Genomic DNA, 18,855 nt, shown 5'->3' with positions numbered 1-18,855 from the left:
AAGATATGAAAGATATTAATAAAAAAATTAAGAGAGAAAAATTACTAAAACAGTTAAAAAGTGAAAGAGTATTATATCTAATGCTTTTTCCAACTATATTATTTTTCATTATATTTAGAGTCTTCCCTATATTTAATATGAGGCTTGCCTTTTACAAATACAGTTCAAGATCAGCTTGGACATTTGTAGGACTAAAATATTTTAAAATGATATTTTCATCACCTGATTTTATCCAAATTATAAAAAACACTTTAACAATCAGTTTTATGAAATATATATTGCTATTCCCAGCTTTTCCTATATTTGCAATTCTATTAAATGAATTAAGATCTAGAAGAACAAGAAAAGCAGTTCAAATCATTTCATATTTACCACACTTTCTATCATGGATTGTAATAGCAGGAGTTTGGATTTCAATGCTATCTGTTGATGGTAGCGTTAACCAAATTTTACACAAATTTGGTTTAGGCGAATCAATTGATTTTATGACAAGTAGAGCTTGGATTAAATGGGTATTATATTTCTGTGAAGGATGGAGGTCTCTTGGTTGGGATTCTATAATTTATTTTACAGCAATAATTGCAATTAACCCTTCCCTTTATGAAGCTGCACAAATAGATGGTGCATCAAGATGGCAAATGATTAAATCAATTATTTTACCAGCCCTTGTTGTTCCTATGGTAACAATGTTTATATTAAATCTAGGTTTCTTCTTAAATGCTGGATTTGACCAAGTTCTAAACTTTTCAAATGATGCTGTATTATCATCAATAGATATCTTAGATACTTATATCTATAGAATAGGTATTCAATCAGGACAATATTCAATTGCAACAGCTGTTAGCTTAATTAAAGGTGTAGTCGGAGTATTCTTAGTTCTATTTACTCATTTCACTTCTAAAAAACTAACTGGTAAAGGAGTTTGGTAAGATGAAAGTATACAAAAAGATAACAATCCCACAAATAATATTGACTATTCTTCTAGTATTAGTTGCACTTACTATGATTATTCCTTTATTAAACATATTAGCTATATCTTTATCTTCACCTGAGGCTTCAGCTTCAATGAGTGGACTTAGAATAGTACCTAAAGATTTTGATACAATAAATTATAGAATAGTCTTTAATCACCCTGTTCTAATTAGATCTGTATTTAACTCCATATTTATAACAGTAATAGGTACAATTATAAATATTTCATTAACTAGCTTAGCTGCTTATGCTCTAACTAGAGAACATTTAACATTAAAAAAACCAATAATGGTCTTTTTAATTATTATGATGTTATTTGATCCTGGTCTAGTTCCTGAATACTTAGTTGTTCAGTCCTTAGGACTTATGGGGTCAAGATGGTCCGTAATATTGATAACAAGTGTTAATGTTTATTACTTAGTAATTATGATGAGATATTTTGAAAATGTTCCAAAAGATATAATTGAAGCTGGAAAATTAGATGGCTTAAACCATGTAAATATGCTAACTAAAATAATAGCTCCTTTATCTTCTGCAGGAATTGCAACAATTACTATGTTCTACTCTGTTGTAAGATGGAATGAATACTTCAAAGCTAGTATATATATCCTTAATCAAAAAGATACGGTATTACAAGTTATTTTAAGGCAATTTGTAGTTCTCGGAGATACAGTAACATTAATAGGTCAACAAAATGTCTTTAACTATAATGATTTGGCTAAAGTTGATTATAGTGCACTAAAAGCTGCAACAATAGTTGTTGCAATCATCCCTATATTAGTAATTTATCCAGTAGTGCTTAAATATTACACTAAAGATGCACTTGCTGGTTCAATAAAAGAATAAAACAATAAACGGAGGTAGTTTTATGAAAAAAAGATTAATTATTGCTCTTATGATATCAGCAATAACAATGAATTTTGCTTTTGCAAGTGGTGCAAAAGAAGATACTCAAAGTGAAGCAGAAAACATTTATGGTACTAAAGAGAATCCTGTAACTGTTACTTATTTATGTAAAGATGTAAATCCTGATGATGCTGGTAATGCTGAAATGATTGAAGCAATTGAAGAAGGATTAGCTAAAGAAGGTAAATATATAAACCTTGAAATTTTAAATGCTCCATCAGGTTCATACAAAACTGTAGTACCTATTGCATTTAGAACTGGACAAATTGATCCTGATTTAGTTTATTTCCAAGGTGGTGATTTACCAATTGCACAAGAAGGTCTTTTAGAAGATTTAACACCATATATTGCTTCATCAGAAAATATTAAAGATATTATGGATCCTCATAATACTGAAAGAATGAAAAATTATCCTTATCTATTATGGTTAGCTCCACCTAGAGTTAGTGTACCTGTAGTAAGAGAAGACTGGTTTAATCAATTATCAACTTCTAAATCATTAATTGAAAATCCAACACCTGAAAATTACTACAACTTCCTTAAAGAAATGAAAGATACAGGACTATGTCCTTGGCCACTAACAACAGATGGAACTATTTTAAAACTCAATTCTGTATTTAATCATGCTTTCGGAGTAAATTCAACCATTACTAAAGAAAATGGTGTTTGGGTTTATTCAAAAGCAACTGAATCTGAAAAAAATAAACTAGCTTATTATGCAAAACTTTATAAAGATGGTTTACTAGATAAAAACTATATAACTAAACAATGGGATACTAAAGAAAAAGCTTTCTATGATGGGGACTCAGGCATGATTTGTGGAACATCTGGTGCTGTTATAAATATCTATAATAATAAAATGGTTCAAACAAACGGAGAAAACACAAAACTAGTTGTTCTTCCACCTGCAACTGGTGTAGATCAATCTTATATCAGTGTTGATGTAACAAAGGAAAGTCGCGGCTTTGCAATCAATGTAGATTCTCCTGTTAAAGATGCTGCTTTTGCAGTACTAGACTACATGGCAAGTGAAGAAGGTAGAGCAATTGATAAATTAGGAATTGAAGGTATGCATCATGTAACTAAAGCTGATGGCACTATCGAATTAACTGATAACTTTTCTCAATGGTGGGCTCGTTTCTGGGATACATTAAACGGATTAAATACTTCTGAAGTTAGTGGAGCTGTTATGAGTGAAGCTGGCATTACATCTCTAGATATGATGAGTGATTATTATGCAGCAGATACTAATGTGATTTTACCAGATGAACTATTACCATTAAAAGATGCTATGGATAAATTATATACAGAATATTCAACAGCTATTATCCGTGGTGAAAAGAGTATAGATAGTTTTGATGAATTCGTTGAAAAATGGAATGCAGCAGGTGGAACTAAAATTAGTGAATATCTTGCTACTGTATTAGACTAAAATTTAATAATTATTAATTCTTCTCTATCTTTACTAAAAAAAGATAGAGATAAGAATTATAAGAGGAAATATGAAATTTAATTTAGAAGAATTAATTGATAAAACCTATGCGGGGTTCTTAGCTATGAATATTGGTATTCGTCTTGGTGCCCCAGTAGAGCCAACAGTTTGGACATCAGATAGAATTCAAAGAGCTTATGGGACAATTACTGATTATGTTAAAAACTTTAAGAACTTTGCAGCTGATGATGATGTAAATGGACCAGTTTATTTTCTTAGATCTCTTGATGATAGTGATTATAGAAAGGGACTTACAAAAGAGGCTGTTGGTCAAGCTTGGTTAAACTACGCTAGAGAAGAAATTGGTATGTTTTGGTGGGGTGGATACGGTGTTTCAACAGAACACACTGCATATCTAAACCTAAAAAATGGAATTTCCCCTAATAAAAGTGGAAGTATCGAAGTCAACGGTAAAACAAGAGCTGAGCAAATAGGTGGTCAAATCTTTATAGATACTTGGGGATTTATTTGGCCTGGTAATCCTAAAAAAGCAAGCGAATATGCTAAAATAGCTGCAAGCATTTCTCATGACGGAGAAGGTTTAAATGGTGCTGCTTTTATAGCAGCATGTATTGCTGAAGCTTATAATACTAGTGATATTAAAGAAATTATAAACGAAGGCTTAAAATACATTCCAAAAACTAGTATATATGCAAAGGTTGTTAATTCCGTAATTAAATTTCATAAAACCAAAAGTGATAATTGGAGAGATTGTTTATTATATCTACAAGAGAATTGGGGTTATGATAAATATAAAGGCGTATGCCATATAATACCTAATGCAGGTGTTTGCATAATGGCTATGCTCTATGCAAAAGATGTAAATGAAGCTTTAGAAATTGCTACAATGGCAGGTTGGGATACTGACTGTAATGCCGGAAATGTAGGATCAATCTTAGGTGTAAGTAATGGCCTAGATAAAATAAGAGAAAACTATAGAAAACCTATAAATGATTTTATAGTTTTAAGCGGAATAAGTGGATATTTAAATACTCTCGATATTCCATCTTATGTTAAATACTTAGTAAGTTGGGCTTATAAACTTAATAATGAAGAAGTACCTACCCTTTGTAAAACTGTTGATGGAGAAATAAATTTTGACTTTGAACTACCAGGTTCAACTCATGGATTTAGAGTATCTAATTTAAATCAAACCAAAATTAAACACTCAACTGAATTTGCCCATAGTGGAAAGGGAAGCTTAAGAATAACATACGATAGGATGAAAAGAGGTGAAAAAAGTAGAATTTATTACAAAAACTTCTATAGACGAGAAGATTTTGATGATGAGAGATACTCTCCTGCTTTCTCCCCTACTGCATACAGTGGTCAAACTGTGAGTATGTATATTTTCAGTGATAAATTTTCCGGTGCATCCGATTTTATAGTAGTTCCTTATGTTAGAAACAGTACAACTAAAGAGATAGTCTATGATAAAGGTATCACATTAAGTGAAAAAACTTGGACTAAGATAGAATTTACAATTCCTGATTTAGATGGTGCTGTTTGTGATGAAATAGGTATTAGTTTAGAATCTAACTCTAGAATTAGAGCATACGATTATGGCTTTTTATACTTAGATGATTTCTGTATCAAAGGTAAAGCTAACTACAAAATAGAAATGGATAAACAAACACCTGAATTTAGAACTATTACTCCCTTTACCATTAACCATGGAGCTTGGGACATAGAGGATAACTACCTTAATGTAATGTGTTTAAATCATGGTGAAGCCTTAGTAGGCAATTATTTTACAAAAGAAGTTGAAATATCTAATTCACTTAAAATCGAAAGTGGTAACTGTGGGTTATTAGCTCTTAGAGTACAAGGTGCTCAAAGAGGTTATTACGGCGGTTTTTATAAAGATCAACTAGTAATTGGAAAAACTGTTAATGGTAAATTTGAAATAATAAACAGTAAAGACTTTATTATAACAAAAGATACTAAATATAGTTTGAAATTTAAAATAGAAAATAACAATTTATCTTTATATCTAGATAATAATCTAGAATTAACTTGTGAAGATGATTTATACAAATACGGCATGGTTGGCCTTAGTATGCAAGACGGTGGTAGAACATCATTTAATACTTTATCAATCAAAGAATTATAGGAGAAAGAAATGCTAACACTAAAAGCATTAAGAGAAAATAAAGAACTTAGAGAAAGTCGAGCTTGTGGAGCATTATCTGGGTTAGCAATAGGTGATAGCTTCGGTGATGCAGCCCGCATGCAATCAAATAGAGAAAACTATGGCATTACCATGGATTTCAACTCAGGAGCCGCTTGGAGTACTGATGATACAGAATTTGCCTTACTTACAGCTAAAACGCTTATTAACACAAAAGGTGATTTTACTAGCGATGATGTAGTAAAAGCATGGATGGAAGATGTAGTTGTTCAAGACGAATTTAAACGTGGTGGTAAAAGTGAAATTAGAGCTGCTGAAAATTTAAAAAAAGGATTATTACCACCACTTAGTGGTAAATTTAATACTTTTCATATGAGTGATGGAACTGCAATGAGAATTCCACCTGTTGGAATTGTATGTGCAGGACAAGAGGAAAAGGCTTTAAGACTTGCTAAAACAGATGCTGAAATTAGTCATTTTAGAGATGGAATATGGGGTGCTCAAGCTGTAGCAATAGCCGTATCCCTTGCTATGGTAGATGCTACTTGGGATGAAATATTTGAAAAATCAATTTCAGTTATCCCTAAAGAAAGTTGGTTATATTATTCTATGACAAAAGCTATGGAAATAGTTGAAGGAAAAGATATAATCGATGCTTGGATGCCTCTTCATGATGAGCTAATTACTAGTACCTGGGCTACAACAGCTGAAGCTATACCAGCAGCATTTGCATGCTTAAAAATGGAACATTCTTCCTTCAAAAAAGGAGTAATTCTAGCTGGGAATTATGCACGTGATGCTGATACTATTGGAGCTGTTGCTGGGGCAATACTTGGAGCTAAATATGGTATTGAATCTATCCCTGATAAGTGGGTTCAAAAAACAAGATATCCAAGTGGAACTTGTCTACAATTTACTAAAGGAATTGATGTAATAGAAATGGGTAAACAATTAGCTGAATTGATATAAAACCTAATTTAATTTAATAACATTGTAATATAGAGAGTATGAAATCATACTCTCTAAAAATTAGGTAATAATCAATACTTATAAAGTGAGAAATATAATTATTTAAAATCAAAAGCTTACAATTTATTTAATTCAAGTTATGACTTGATATCAAATTTTTATTACTATCTTCGTTACAATTTTATAATCAAAACATATGATAAATAAGATAAACGCTATTATATAAAAAGTTACATCATAACGAAATTAATTATCCAGACTATATTAAAAAGAATCCAACTTTATCCATTCTTCTAATTAAATATTTATAAAGTTTTACTATTATACTCTATAAAATCTATTTCAATATTTTTTATTTCAACACATTTAAATATAGAAGAATTAAAAATAGCAACATTATATCCATTTTCAAATAAAGTACTTTTATATTTTATTCCTTCAAAATCTCCTTGACTTTTAATCAAATCAGCAATGTATTGAGTTGGTAAATAGTCTAAATTACTATCAGATCTATTATGAGGTTTAGAAATATGGGATTCAATATCCTCTAAATTTAATTTATTTAAAGCTAAATATTTTGTAAACTCTCGAATCTCTTCCGTAAAAAATGGACTAATTCCTTTTATTTTAGTTAAATCAATTATGTTAATATCTTGAAGTAAAATAAATTTTCCAATAGTAATACAATCATATAAATGTGAACGTATTTCATATTTTACAGTCTGTTCAGAATCACTTAAATATAATATTTGAACCCCTTCAGAATTTACTCTACCATTTCTTGTATATTTTTTAGGAGGGGGACCCATTTCTTCTTTATTAAAAGGATTAGGAGTTTCCCAAATTCTTCCTCGATAAAAAGACATCCCTTCTGATAAATTAGTTGATAATGAACTTAATATATTCATAAATGCTTCATTATTAAATTGTTTTGAATGATATCTATTTTCATATTTAATCTCTCTAACAAAATTATTCCATTTACTATCTTTGATAATTTCATTTTTTTCTTTATAAGAAATATCAAATAAATCTTTTATTATATATCTTTTTGATTTATCAAATATATCTTCAGTTTCCCATTCTGGAAAGAATTCTTTTAAAAGTACTCTAAGTTCAACTTTTGTTAAATTAAAAATATTCCAATCGTCTATAAGAATACTTAGTAAATCTTTTGACGGCACCTCAGATTTATTATCATTATCTATATATTCATATGTTTCTATAAAATCTTGAAGATAATTTTTTATTTCACACAACTCAGTTATATCGACAATGTTAACATTTCTTCTTTTACAAATATCACAATCACCTTTATTATTATAACTTTCTATTATCGAAACAATTTGTGAATCTTTAAAACAATGATTACAGCAATTCATTAGTTTTAGTTCTTTCTAATATTTTAGAAATTAGTTCAAGATGATGCATTATAGAATATTTTTTAATAATACCTAAGCCATGATAAGTTTCATTTGCATAAGATTTCATAAAAAATGATAACCCCATAGTTTTATCAATATTTTTTGTTTTTGCCCATATAGTTAATTTTTGTACTGCTTCATAATATTTCCCTGCTGGATTTTCAATCCCATTATTAGAATCAGAAACAAAATGATGTATTCTTAATTCTTTATCACTCAAATATATTATATGAATAGCTATTGCGTAAGGAGCAAAACCTGATGTAGAAAACTCATCTCCAATAATTGAATAATCACCAAAACCTTTATATTTCTCTTCTTTATAATAAAAAATATCATCTGAAAAAAATTCATCCTCTTTTTTTAAGTATTCTGAATTTTTTGTAGCTTTATTAAAATGATCTTCTAGTAGTATTGTTTCTTTAGTAATTTTTCTTCTGATAGAACTTTCATCAGGGATTAATAAATAAGTAAAGTTAATTTTCTCTGTTAATATAAAATATTTTTGTAAATTATCCTTATTTTTCAAAATTGCTATATTATATTCACATTCTTCATCAATATTATTTCCATCTAATAGTACAGTTTTCAAAAGTAAAGAAGAATTTACTAATTTATAAAATCTTTCATTGTCTTGAAATTCTGCAAGATTTCTTGAACAGAGATTACCTACACTTGGATTAAAGACAATTCCTATTCTTTTTTGTTTATTTATAAACGCTTCAATAGTTAACATTAAAGTTGAAGAAATAGATATTGGTTCTATAATTGGTAATATACTTTCACTTAACAACTCATTATTAACTAACTCTCTTAATGCTAATAATTCGTTTTGTCTTCCTCTAAAATATGGAAAATACATTTTACATACTCCTATTATTGGATAAAAAAGATGATAATTGCTGAAAATCGACTTTTTTTCTATCAGAAAAATACACTAAAGATTTTAATTCATAAGGAATTTGATCAAATTTGTCTTGATCAATTTTGTTTCTTTGTTTTAAAATTTTAATAAATTCACTATAAAATATATTCATAGGTATTGCTTTTATAGCTTTCAAACAAGCATCATAATATTTTACTTGAGATGTTTTAGGTAATTTTTGATAATAGTCTTTTATTATTCTTTCATATTCTTTTTTTCGTAAGATGTTAAAGATTGTTCTATAATCTAAATAATTATTATTTTCCACATATTTTTTTCTATATTGCAGAGTATTATTATCTGATAGTACATATATACCAATATCAGTTTCTTTAAGTAAGCTTTCTAGCTTACTATAATTTTGCTCACAAGTTACAACACAAATATTATTGAAAGCTCTTTGATAATCATTAAGTTGTGTTTTTAATCTGTTAAAACTATCTAATTCAGTTTTTATTTCATACACAACAGCTTTACCATTTATCATAATATAATCAGCTATAGATTTATTAATAGGTAGTTGGGAAATTGCAGCGGTAGTATTTAAACTATGCCTTCCTAAAAGAAGTTTATTAAACAACGTATTTTGATAAAAATATTCATTTCTATAGTTCTTAGCCATATATTTATATATAAGGTTTATTGCTTTTTGATTATCAATAAACTCTTGTTTATCTATTTGAACTATATCATTTATAATACAATCATAAATTTTATTAGAATAATTATTATTTAAAAGATTTGAAAAATTATTTTGGGTAAATAATTTATTAATAATATATAGTTCATTCATCTCTCACAAAACCTCTTTCTACTAATATAAATATACTACTTTTATTAGACTTTTGCATTTAAAACCATATAATAATTTCTAAAAATATTAACAAAATAAATCTCTTATTGATATTATCAATAACTTAATAACAGATAATAAGATGAGTTACTCGGCAAAAGGAAAAAATATATTACTTACAGGAAAAATAAACCAGATTAAAAAAAAACAAAATAATAGAATTAGTAAGATTAATTATGAATATATTCTATTCTCTAAATATATAGAAAAAGTGTGCAAATTACGTTCTACAATAACTAACACACTTAACTTTAATCAACAAAAGGAATTTATTTAATCCAATCAACAATTATGCATTATAAGTTGATGAAGCTGTATCACCACCTTCTCCTGTCCAATTAGTATGGAAGAAATTTCCCCTTTCTTCATCTATGCGTTCATATGTATGTGCTCCAAAATAATCCCTTTGAGCTTGTAATAAATTAGCTGGTAATGATTCACTAGTATATCCATCAAAATAACTTAATGCTGATGAGAATGTAGGTACTGCTATTCCATTTTTTATTGCAACTGATACTACTTCTCTCCAATCATTGCTATATTTATTCAATATTGATGAAAAATATGAATCTAAAATTAAATTATGTAATTTAGGATCTTTATCAAAAGCTTCTTTAATTTTCTTTAAAAAAGTAGATCTTATTATACAACCACCTCTCCACATAAGAGCAATAGAACCATAATTTAAATCCCAATTATAAGTATTAGCTGCAGACATCATAAGTGAAAAACCTTGAGCATATGAAATTAATTTAGAAACTAAAAGAGCATTTTTTATTTTTTCTATAAATTCTTTTTTATTTCCATCATAAGAAAATTGAGGTTTATTAAATTTACTAGATGCTATTACACGCTGATCTTTCATAGCTGAAATATATCTTGCAAACACAGCTTCACTTATTAATGTTAGTGGAACGCCTTCATTTAATGATGATATTCCAGTCCACTTACCTGTTCCCTTTTGCCCAGCTGTATCAAGTATACTATCAATAGTATAAGAACCATCTTCTTCCTTATGCGATAATATATCAGCTGTAATTTCAATTAAATAGCTATTTAATTCAGTTTTATTCCAATCAGAAAATATCTTTTGTAATTCATCATTATTCAATTGCAAAACATTTTTCATCAAGCTATAAGCTTCACATATTAATTGCATATCACCGTATTCTATACCATTGTGAACCATTTTTACAAAATGCCCAGCTCCATTATCTCCAACCCAATCACAACAAGGAGAACCATCTTCAACCTTTGCACTAATATTTTGCAATATATCTTTAACTTGTACCCAAGCTTTATAAGATCCACCCGGCATCATGCTAGGTCCTTTTAGAGCACCTTCTTCTCCACCGGATACTCCTGTGCCTATATAGTACAAACCTTTCTCTTCAACAAGCTTAGTTCTTCTAATTGTATCGACAAAGTAACTATTTCCACCATCTATTATAATATCTTCTTTATCTAATAATGGAATTAACTGATTTATTAAATTATCAACTGGATCTCCAGCTTTTACTAAGAACATTATTTTTCTAGGAGATTCAACTTTTGAAACCAATTCTTTTAAACTATAGGTTCCAATTATATTTTTATCTTTGGCTCTATTATTAATAAAATTATCAACTTTTTTAATAGTCCTATTATATACAGCCACTGTATAGCCTTTAGATTCCATATTCATAACTAGATTCTCACCCATCACAGCTAATCCTATTAAACCAATATTTGCTTTATTATTCATTATCATTTTCCCTTATCTTTTTATTCTTGCATTTCCATCGTAAATTGACCAAACTTGATCTTCACTTTCAACTGTTGCATAGTCACTAACCATAGTTGTAGCTAAAGCACCGGTTGCCCAACCAAATTTAATCCAATCTTCATAGTTAAAGTTTTTTAGTGCAGAATATAAAATACCTCCAACAAATCCATCTCCCCCGCCAATACGGTCTAATATTTGGATTTTTCTAGGTTCTTCAAAATACCAATTATCTTCAATATTCATTATTGCACCCCAATAATGTTCATTAGCATTTTCTACTTGGCGAAGAGTTGTTGCAAAAACTTTAACTTTTGGATATTCAATTTTTACTCTATTTATCATCTCTTTAAATTGATTGATATTATCAGATAAATTAGAATCTTTAATTTCAGGACCTTTAATCCCTAAAGCTAATTGAAAATCCTCTTCATTACCTATTAAAAAGTCTGATAATTTAGCTATTTCAATAAAAGCTTCTCTAAGCTCTTTTTCCCTTTTACACCAAAAAGATTCTCTATAATTTAGATCAAAAGAGATAAGAGTCCCATTTTCTTTTGCTTTTCTTACTAATTCTAAACAAAATTTAGTAGTATTTTCACTTAATGCAGCAACTAAGCCTGATAAATGTAAGAGTTTAACACCATCTTCTACAAAAAGTTTCTCTAAATCATAGTTTTCAATCTTTAATTCTCTTCCTATTTCCCCTGCTCTATCATTAGTTACTTTAGGAGCTCTGAGTCCAAAACCACTATCTGCAATATTGATTTGGTGTCTATATCCCCATGGACCATCACTACTTATATCAGGACCTTCAAATTCTATATTTCTCATTCTTAATTGATTTTTAATAAAAGATGCTATTGCATTATCTTTTACAAAAGAAGTTAAAACTTTAACTCTTAAATTCAAGGAAGAAGAAATATTTAAAACATTCGTTTCTGCAGAAGTCGATTGCATTTCGAATTCAGTAGAAGTACTAACTGGTTGTCTATTTTTCGGTACAAGTCTTATACCCATGCTTGATGGACAAATTAAATCATATTTTGCATTTTCTCTAAATTTTATCATTTTACTAAATATCCTCCATCTACAGGTATTATTGCACCTGTAATATAATCACTAGCATTAGAAGCTAAAAATAAGGTTATTCCTTTCATATCGTCGGGAGAACCCCATCTTTTCTTAGGGATTCTATTTGTTATTTGTGAATATCTTTCTTCATTATTTAATAAAGCTGTATTCATCTCAGTTTCCATATATCCAGGAGCAATTGCATTTACATTAATACCTTGACTAGACCAATCATTGCTTAAAGCTTTTGTTAATTGTGCAACACCACCTTTTGCCGCAGCATAAGCACTAACAGTTGTTCCACCAAAAAAAGATAACATTGATGCTACATTTATTATCTTTCCTTGTTTTTCTTTTAACATAACTTTTCCAGCTTCTTGATTAAATATCCAAACTGAATTTAAATTAATTGAAATCACATCATCCCAATCTTCAATTGGAAAATCCTCAGGTTGATGTCTTCTTTGTATACCTGCAACAGTACAAAGAATATTCAATTCATTATCTAATAATTCCATTGCCTCATTAAAAGCACGGTAATTTTCTTCTCTACTAATTAAATTTGCTTTAATGCAATGACAATCATAATTTTTATTTCTAAATTTTTTAGTAGTTTCAAATATTTTATTTGAGGAACCTATAATAATAACTTTAGCTCCTGCTTCAAGTAAGGCTTCTGCCATAGAGGCCCCTAAACCTCTTGAACCACCTGTAACTATAGCTTTTTCCCCTTTTAAATTGAATAAATTATTAGTATTCATTTTCTTATTTCCATTTATTTATCTGCGGATAGTGTGATAAGCCCATTTAAAATAATTAATTTATTTTATTCATCATAAAATTATTTAATTATAATAAAAGACTAAATTTTAGATTTATAAAAAGATAACAAACTTTTTATAAATTATATATTATTTATAATAACTCAAAATCCCAATTAATTAGAGGACGGTAATTCTTTAACGCTATCTCTTTCTATATAATTAACTGGTATTAGTACTTTAACTGGTAAATTTTTATTAAATTTAAGTTGAGTTAATAAATTGTAGAATGCGACATCAGCTAAAAATGTTGCATTTATTTCAACTGTAGATAACTTTGGTGTAGTATATTTTGATAAATCAGAATTATCATATCCAACTACACTAATATCTTGTGGAACTCTCAAACCATGTTTTTGTATTGCTTGAATTGCTCCATTTGCTAAACGATCGTTAAAGGCAATTAATGCAGTAGGTAATTTTTTAGCTGAATCAATATATTTATATACAGCATTATAACCACCTTCAAATTCCCAAGAGTTATCAGTAATTATTTCTACATTATTATCAAGTTTGCGTTCTTTCAAAGCTTCTATAGAACCTCTTAATCTTTCCTTAGCTGTTTGATATTCTTCAATTCCATTTAAAATGCAAAAATCTTTATGACCTAAATCTAATAAATGTTTTGCTACGAAATAACTTCCATTATAATTATCTGAAATTATAGATGTTGTTAAGTTAGAAATACCATTAAGCAAGACATTAGGTATATTCAAATTATTAGCTTCTTCAATATGATGTTCTAATATATTTGATACAAATAAAATCCCACTAAATTTTGTTTTTTGATGATTCATTATCTCAATAATTGAATCATCCTCATTTAAAGTTGAATAAAAAATAGAAAAAGAATTACTTTTACAATTTTTTTCTGAAGCTGAAAATAACTCTGAATAAAAAGGAATAGTTATTCTATCTTTATTTTTATTACTTTTAGGCAAAAAAAAGGCAATTGTACCTAAAGAAGATTTAACTTCTTTTTTATTTTTACTACCTCCAAAAGTAACAAATGATCCTTTACCAGGTTTTTTTTCGATATAACCTTGTTCAACTAATAAATCAAAGGCCTTTCTTATAGTAGTCCTGTCAGCATTATATTTATTCACATAAATACGTTCAGAGGGCAACATTTCATCTAGCAAATATTTACCTTGTTCAATTTCACTTTTTATATCTAAAAAAATCTTTTTATACATAAACATAATTATATCTATTCCTATTTTATTATCTATTATTCAACTAATTTTACTATCTCTTGACGAATTTCACAAACCATTTTTTCATACTCAGATTTCTTTAAATACTTTTTATCTAAAGTATCATCAAAAGGAGCACCCCAATTTAGTTTATCCCTATACTTTGGTACAATATGAATATGAACATGTGGTGCATTATCTCCAAAAGTAGCATAATTTAATTTATCAGGTTCATAAAGATTAAAAATTGCTTTTGCTGCAATAGATAATTCCTTAAAATATCCATTTCTTTCTTCTTCAGTCATATAAAAGTATTCAGTAATATGATTGTTAAATTTAACAACTAAACGTCCTAAATGACTTTGATCTTTATTTAGATATATAGTTGCATAATCTAATTTAATTATTTCAATCATTAAACTCTTTCTTTTGTCACCATCTATACAATAAAAACAATTTTCCATAGTTTCCTTCAATTATCGTGTTCTAAAATCCCACATATCAATGTTTGAGCCAAGTGCAATTTTTAAATTATTAGTAATTTCAGTTAATTTGTTAACTAAATCTTTATCTAAATCCACATCAATTAGTTTCTTCAAACCTAGACTTTGTTCTTTGTTTCTCGTTCCAACGATTATACCACCAACGCCTATTTGCTTTTTTAACCAGCCAACAGATAATTCTTCCATAGAGTATGGAGTTTCTTTCACTACATTCCAAATACCATCTAATGCTATTTGAAGTTCATCTTCACAACCATTTTCACCATGTCTACATTGTAATCTAGTTCTACTATCAAACATTCTAGTTCTAGCTCTATTGTCTGGAAAATCTATTATATTTTTGTACTTACCAGCTAATAAACCTTGCATTAATGATGAGTAACATAAAACAGGAATATTATTATTAATGCTAGTAGGTAATGTTCCATATTCTATAGCTCTAAAAAACAAATTGTAAGCTACTTCATTAACACAAATTGAATCTGATATCTTAGTAATATCTGTAAGATCTTGCTCTCCATAATTAGAAACACCAAAGTTTTTAATTTTTCCAGCCTTCTTCAAGATATTTAAAGCTTCAATAGATTCTTCTAATCTAACATCTCTATTTGGCCAATGCAATAGGTATATATCGATATAATCGGTACCTAAATTTTTAAGACTCCTTTCACAAGCAGCAATTAAATTTTCTTTCCCAACATTTACAGGTAAAGCTTTAGATAAAATAACGATATCCTTTCTATGGTTTTTTAGGGCTTTATTTAATAATTGCTCTGAATAACCATCACCATACCCTTCAGCTGTATCAAAAAAGTTAATACCAAGATCATATGCTGTTTGTAAAGCTTCAATAGAATCTTTTTCTTTTTGTTCTCCAAAAGCTCCTGCTCCGCCCATGCATCCATATACTATTTTACTAGTTTGTAAATCTGTTTTCCCTAATTTATTTAACATATATTTTTTCCTTATTAGTAAATTTCATAACCAATAATTATGAAATTTACTAATCAATTTTATTTCATTAATGATTTAATATAATCTAAATCATATAAGGCTCTTCTTTTAGCTTCATCTCCCATAATTGGATTTTCACCATTTAAATAGTTGTATTCAGCTGGCATACAAATAAAGCCTTTATAATTGTTAGATTTTAATAATTCGATTGCACTCTTCCATGAGTAAAGACTATTTCTAGAAGTAGACCATAGAACAGTATATTCTCCTTCAATTTCATCAGGACCATTTAATTTAGCTTGGTATGCACTTTTAAAATTAACCATTAATAAAGAATCTTTAACGATATCATATGCCATAGTAATAGGTTCACCATCTAATCCACAGTGAGCAAAATCTAATACTGAACCTGCAATATCTAATGGAAGACCTTCCATTATTTGGTGTAGACCTAGAGCACTAGCAATGTTATAACCATGATGGTTTTGAATAGCAATCTTTACATTGTTTTTTACTAAAAGATCTTTATATTCTAAAATTTTATCTTGATGTTCTTTTACACTTGCAAAATAGCCTTTTTCCATATCAACTTTTAAGCAAACTCTTAATAAAGAAATTTTTGATTCACCCATTGCTTCAATAGTATCTTTTTCAATTGAACCAGCAATACTACCAATAATTAAACCTTCTTTTTTAAAAGCTTCTACAGCTTCTTTTAAATTAGCTCGTACATTTTTAGGTGTAACTTGATAACCATCTCTAACAGGTAGTTCTACACCGTCAAAACCCATATTTTTTACAAGAGAAACTAATTCTTCTAAAGATTCATTTTTCCAAGGCTTAGTAAATACTATTATTTTATTGTTCATCTATATATCTCCTATTAATTATAAAAAATCACACCTAGCATTTTATTAGAATTATCTAATAAAGCTGCAATTTCTTTTTCAGCATCAACTAATTTAATTTTATGTGTAGTTAACAAATTTACATCTATTTCTTTATTTTTAACTAACTCAAGACATAATCTAAGATTTCTTTGAGTAGTCCATCTAACAAAAACAGAAGGATAATCTTTTTTAGAAATTTCCCATTCAGCATCATGATATCCACAACCTGTTCTAGAAGATCTTCTTAAATCAATATTATTCATTTTTCCGATTTCACCAAAATAATCAAATTCTGGCCATCCAACTGTTACAATTACACCCTCATGATGTAAATCAGGACTAAGTTTAGTATTATTAACTAAAAGATCCATAGCTGATTGAGCTTGACCACCAAATGCAACAACTGCTCCATCTAAACCTTCTTGATTAGTAAAAGCTTGTATTTTTTCATTAATATTTTCATCACTTGCTAAGAAAGTATTTTTAATACCAAGTTTTTTTGCAATTTCTAATCTTTCTGTATGTTGATCAATACCACAAACTTTACAACCTGATAATTGTAAAAGTTTTGCACTTAATAAACCAACGATACCTAAACCACTTACAGCATAATATTCACCAATACTTGGGTCTGCTCTTCTAACTGCTTGTAATGCTGTAGCTAAAAGCATTGAATAAGCACCTTCTTCATTGCTTACTTCATTTTCTAACTCAATACATAGATTTTGTGGGACTACTGCATAATTAGAATGTATTGCAAATCCAGCACCTATAGCTGCTATTCTTTGTCCGATAGAAAATCTATCTACATCTTCACCAACTTCTTCAACAACTCCAGATAATGAATAACCAAATTTCTTAGGTTTAGGTAATAAATTTGGGCAAGTTCTTTGTTTTGCTAAAGCATCCCAACCTTTTAATTCAGTACCAGGGCTAACTAAAGAACATAATACTTTAATTTTAACATAACCTTTAGTTACCTCTGGGATAGTATCTTTTTGGACTTTAATAGTTCCATTTCCACTTAATACTAATACATCTCTTTCATTTTTATACATATAATATCTCCTAAAATATTAATACAATTATTTATTATCTAACCCTTACTTCCACTAAGGGCAATACCGTTTACTAATTTCTTTTGTCCTAAGAAAAAGACTACTATTGCAGGAACTAAACTTATTAATGATATACACATAATTTTGTTCCAATCTGTAATACTTTGAGTTTTAAAATATTGAATACCAATTGCAAGGGTATATTTTAACTCATCGTTCAAATATATTATTGCGTCTAAAAAATTATTCCAATTTTCCATAAAAGAAAACACTAAAATAGATCCTATCGCAGGTGTCAATAAAGGCAAAATAATTCTTGAATAAATTCTAAAAGGACCACAACCATCAATTTCTGCAGCTTCATCAATATCACTAGGAATAACCATTATAAATTGTCTTATAGTAAATATATAAAAGGCACCTTTAACACTAGCTGAGAATACAGAAGGTAAAATTAAAGGATATAATGTATTAATTAATCCTAATTTTTGGAAATTTAGATAAACTGGAATCATTATTGCTTGCTTTGGTATCATCATACCCATTAATACAATAGAAAAAACAACTTCTCTACCTTTCCATTTTAATCTCCCAAATCCATAACCTGCTAATGTAGAACTTACAACTGCACCAATAACACTAAAAAAAGTTACAATTACACTATTTTTTATAAAACTTAAGACTGGTGACTGAATAAATACATCTCTAAAATTTTGAACAGTCCAAGGTTTTGGAAAAAATAGTTCTGGGTTATTATACGTTTGATATGGAGTCTTAAATGCTGTAATTATCATCCATAAAAATGGTACTAGGAAAAAGCATCCTAAACAAATTAAAATAAAATAGTTTAAAAAAACTGCTAATACAGATGATTTTACTGTCTTTAATTGACCAAGACTATATTTACTTTTTTTTAATTTCATCT

General features: G+C 28.3%; 17 protein-coding genes. 5 read left to right on the top strand and 12 right to left on the bottom strand.

Features of this window, described 5'->3' with window-relative positions; translation table 11 throughout:
* The first annotated feature begins 5 nt into the window (after window positions 1-5).
* The 5 genes from ACPKM0_RS12715 (at window position 6) to ACPKM0_RS12695 (ending at window position 6,470) form a co-directional block, all read left to right on the top strand.
* Entirely contained in the window at window positions 6-929 is a 924-nt protein-coding gene (locus ACPKM0_RS12715; RefSeq protein WP_472476500.1) for an ABC transporter permease, read from the top strand.
* 1 nt (window position 930) lies between these two features.
* Complete coding sequence (locus ACPKM0_RS12710; RefSeq protein ID WP_472476499.1) at window positions 931-1,818, top strand: carbohydrate ABC transporter permease; 888 nt, start codon at window positions 931-933, stop codon at window positions 1,816-1,818.
* Window positions 1,819-1,840: 22 nt separating this feature from the next.
* Window positions 1,841-3,310 carry an extracellular solute-binding protein gene (locus ACPKM0_RS12705; RefSeq protein ID WP_472476497.1) on the top strand — a complete coding sequence of 490 codons (1,470 nt, stop codon included), beginning with the start codon at window positions 1,841-1,843 and terminating at the stop codon, window positions 3,308-3,310.
* 70 nt (window positions 3,311-3,380) lie between these two features.
* Complete coding sequence (locus tag ACPKM0_RS12700; RefSeq protein ID WP_472476495.1) at window positions 3,381-5,483, top strand: ADP-ribosylglycohydrolase family protein; 2,103 nt, start codon at window positions 3,381-3,383, stop codon at window positions 5,481-5,483.
* 9 nt (window positions 5,484-5,492) lie between these two features.
* Entirely contained in the window at window positions 5,493-6,470 is a 978-nt protein-coding gene (locus ACPKM0_RS12695) for an ADP-ribosylglycohydrolase family protein (RefSeq protein WP_472476493.1), read from the top strand.
* Between the two features lie 305 nt (window positions 6,471-6,775).
* On the opposite strand, the gene ACPKM0_RS12690 is transcribed toward ACPKM0_RS12695, so the two are convergent.
* From ACPKM0_RS12690 to ACPKM0_RS12635, 12 genes are all read right to left on the bottom strand, one after another.
* The gene (locus ACPKM0_RS12690) at window positions 6,776-7,852 is read right to left on the bottom strand and encodes an RES family NAD+ phosphorylase (RefSeq protein ID WP_472476491.1); all 1,077 of its coding nucleotides are present in this window, start codon (window positions 7,850-7,852) and stop codon (window positions 6,776-6,778) included.
* Window positions 7,839-8,756 (bottom strand): sce7725 family protein, encoded by a 918-nt coding sequence (locus ACPKM0_RS12685; protein ID WP_472476489.1) that lies wholly within the window; start codon window positions 8,754-8,756, stop codon window positions 7,839-7,841. The genes ACPKM0_RS12690 and ACPKM0_RS12685 overlap by 14 nt, the downstream gene beginning before the upstream one ends.
* A 1-nt stretch (window position 8,757) precedes the next feature.
* Window positions 8,758-9,612: a sce7726 family protein gene (locus ACPKM0_RS12680; protein ID WP_472476488.1), complete on the bottom strand. Its 855-nt coding sequence runs from the start codon at window positions 9,610-9,612 to the stop codon at window positions 8,758-8,760.
* A 349-nt stretch (window positions 9,613-9,961) separates the two neighbouring features.
* Complete coding sequence (gene gnd, locus ACPKM0_RS12675; RefSeq protein WP_472476486.1) at window positions 9,962-11,416, bottom strand: decarboxylating NADP(+)-dependent phosphogluconate dehydrogenase; 1,455 nt, start codon at window positions 11,414-11,416, stop codon at window positions 9,962-9,964.
* Window positions 11,417-11,428: 12 nt separating this feature from the next.
* Window positions 11,429-12,505 carry a PfkB family carbohydrate kinase gene (locus ACPKM0_RS12670; RefSeq protein WP_472476485.1) on the bottom strand — a complete coding sequence of 359 codons (1,077 nt, stop codon included), beginning with the start codon at window positions 12,503-12,505 and terminating at the stop codon, window positions 11,429-11,431.
* Complete coding sequence (locus tag ACPKM0_RS12665; RefSeq protein ID WP_472476483.1) at window positions 12,502-13,269, bottom strand: SDR family oxidoreductase; 768 nt, start codon at window positions 13,267-13,269, stop codon at window positions 12,502-12,504. Before ACPKM0_RS12665 ends, ACPKM0_RS12670 begins: the two co-directional genes overlap by 4 nt.
* 176 nt (window positions 13,270-13,445) lie before the next feature.
* Complete coding sequence (locus tag ACPKM0_RS12660) at window positions 13,446-14,525, bottom strand: GntR family transcriptional regulator (RefSeq protein WP_472476482.1); 1,080 nt, start codon at window positions 14,523-14,525, stop codon at window positions 13,446-13,448.
* A gap of 35 nt (window positions 14,526-14,560) precedes the next feature.
* Window positions 14,561-14,989: an HIT family protein gene (locus ACPKM0_RS12655; RefSeq protein ID WP_472476480.1), complete on the bottom strand. Its 429-nt coding sequence runs from the start codon at window positions 14,987-14,989 to the stop codon at window positions 14,561-14,563.
* Window positions 14,990-15,001: 12 nt separating this feature from the next.
* The gene (locus tag ACPKM0_RS12650) at window positions 15,002-15,982 is read right to left on the bottom strand and encodes an aldo/keto reductase (RefSeq protein ID WP_472476478.1); all 981 of its coding nucleotides are present in this window, start codon (window positions 15,980-15,982) and stop codon (window positions 15,002-15,004) included.
* A 59-nt stretch (window positions 15,983-16,041) separates the two neighbouring features.
* Window positions 16,042-16,851 carry a sugar phosphate isomerase/epimerase family protein gene (locus tag ACPKM0_RS12645; protein ID WP_472476476.1) on the bottom strand — a complete coding sequence of 270 codons (810 nt, stop codon included), beginning with the start codon at window positions 16,849-16,851 and terminating at the stop codon, window positions 16,042-16,044.
* A 14-nt stretch (window positions 16,852-16,865) separates the two neighbouring features.
* The gene (locus ACPKM0_RS12640; RefSeq protein WP_472476474.1) at window positions 16,866-17,930 is read right to left on the bottom strand and encodes a zinc-dependent alcohol dehydrogenase; all 1,065 of its coding nucleotides are present in this window, start codon (window positions 17,928-17,930) and stop codon (window positions 16,866-16,868) included.
* A 38-nt stretch (window positions 17,931-17,968) separates the two neighbouring features.
* Window positions 17,969-18,853: a carbohydrate ABC transporter permease gene (locus ACPKM0_RS12635; RefSeq protein ID WP_472476472.1), complete on the bottom strand. Its 885-nt coding sequence runs from the start codon at window positions 18,851-18,853 to the stop codon at window positions 17,969-17,971.
* Window positions 18,854-18,855 lie beyond the last annotated feature (2 nt).

This window comes from Pleomorphochaeta sp. (assembly GCF_050031695.1).
Lineage (GTDB): Bacteria > Spirochaetota > Spirochaetia > Sphaerochaetales > Sphaerochaetaceae > Pleomorphochaeta.
Note: the sequence above shows the minus strand (reverse complement) of the source record. Positions and strands in the feature narration are given on the sequence as shown.

Excerpts from the sequence above, each read along its gene's own strand:
- ACPKM0_RS12715 (WP_472476500.1), top strand. The coding sequence starts at position 6 with ATGAAAGATATTAATAAAAAAATTAAGAGAGAAAAATTACTAAAACAG.
- ACPKM0_RS12710 (WP_472476499.1), top strand. The coding sequence starts at position 931 with ATGAAAGTATACAAAAAGATAACAATCCCACAAATAATATTGACTATT.
- ACPKM0_RS12705 (WP_472476497.1), top strand. The coding sequence starts at position 1,841 with ATGAAAAAAAGATTAATTATTGCTCTTATGATATCAGCAATAACAATG.
- ACPKM0_RS12700 (WP_472476495.1), top strand. The coding sequence starts at position 3,381 with ATGAAATTTAATTTAGAAGAATTAATTGATAAAACCTATGCGGGGTTC.
- ACPKM0_RS12695 (WP_472476493.1), top strand. The coding sequence starts at position 5,493 with ATGCTAACACTAAAAGCATTAAGAGAAAATAAAGAACTTAGAGAAAGT.
- ACPKM0_RS12690 (WP_472476491.1), bottom strand. The coding sequence starts at position 7,852 with ATGAATTGCTGTAATCATTGTTTTAAAGATTCACAAATTGTTTCGATA.
- ACPKM0_RS12685 (WP_472476489.1), bottom strand. The coding sequence starts at position 8,756 with ATGTATTTTCCATATTTTAGAGGAAGACAAAACGAATTATTAGCATTA.
- ACPKM0_RS12680 (WP_472476488.1), bottom strand. The coding sequence starts at position 9,612 with ATGAATGAACTATATATTATTAATAAATTATTTACCCAAAATAATTTT.
- gnd (WP_472476486.1), bottom strand. The coding sequence starts at position 11,416 with ATGAATAATAAAGCAAATATTGGTTTAATAGGATTAGCTGTGATGGGT.
- ACPKM0_RS12670 (WP_472476485.1), bottom strand. The coding sequence starts at position 12,505 with ATGATAAAATTTAGAGAAAATGCAAAATATGATTTAATTTGTCCATCA.
- ACPKM0_RS12665 (WP_472476483.1), bottom strand. The coding sequence starts at position 13,269 with ATGAATACTAATAATTTATTCAATTTAAAAGGGGAAAAAGCTATAGTT.
- ACPKM0_RS12660 (WP_472476482.1), bottom strand. The coding sequence starts at position 14,525 with ATGTATAAAAAGATTTTTTTAGATATAAAAAGTGAAATTGAACAAGGT.
- ACPKM0_RS12655 (WP_472476480.1), bottom strand. The coding sequence starts at position 14,989 with ATGGAAAATTGTTTTTATTGTATAGATGGTGACAAAAGAAAGAGTTTA.
- ACPKM0_RS12650 (WP_472476478.1), bottom strand. The coding sequence starts at position 15,982 with ATGTTAAATAAATTAGGGAAAACAGATTTACAAACTAGTAAAATAGTA.
- ACPKM0_RS12645 (WP_472476476.1), bottom strand. The coding sequence starts at position 16,851 with ATGAACAATAAAATAATAGTATTTACTAAGCCTTGGAAAAATGAATCT.
- ACPKM0_RS12640 (WP_472476474.1), bottom strand. The coding sequence starts at position 17,930 with ATGTATAAAAATGAAAGAGATGTATTAGTATTAAGTGGAAATGGAACT.
- ACPKM0_RS12635 (WP_472476472.1), bottom strand. The coding sequence starts at position 18,853 with ATGAAATTAAAAAAAAGTAAATATAGTCTTGGTCAATTAAAGACAGTA.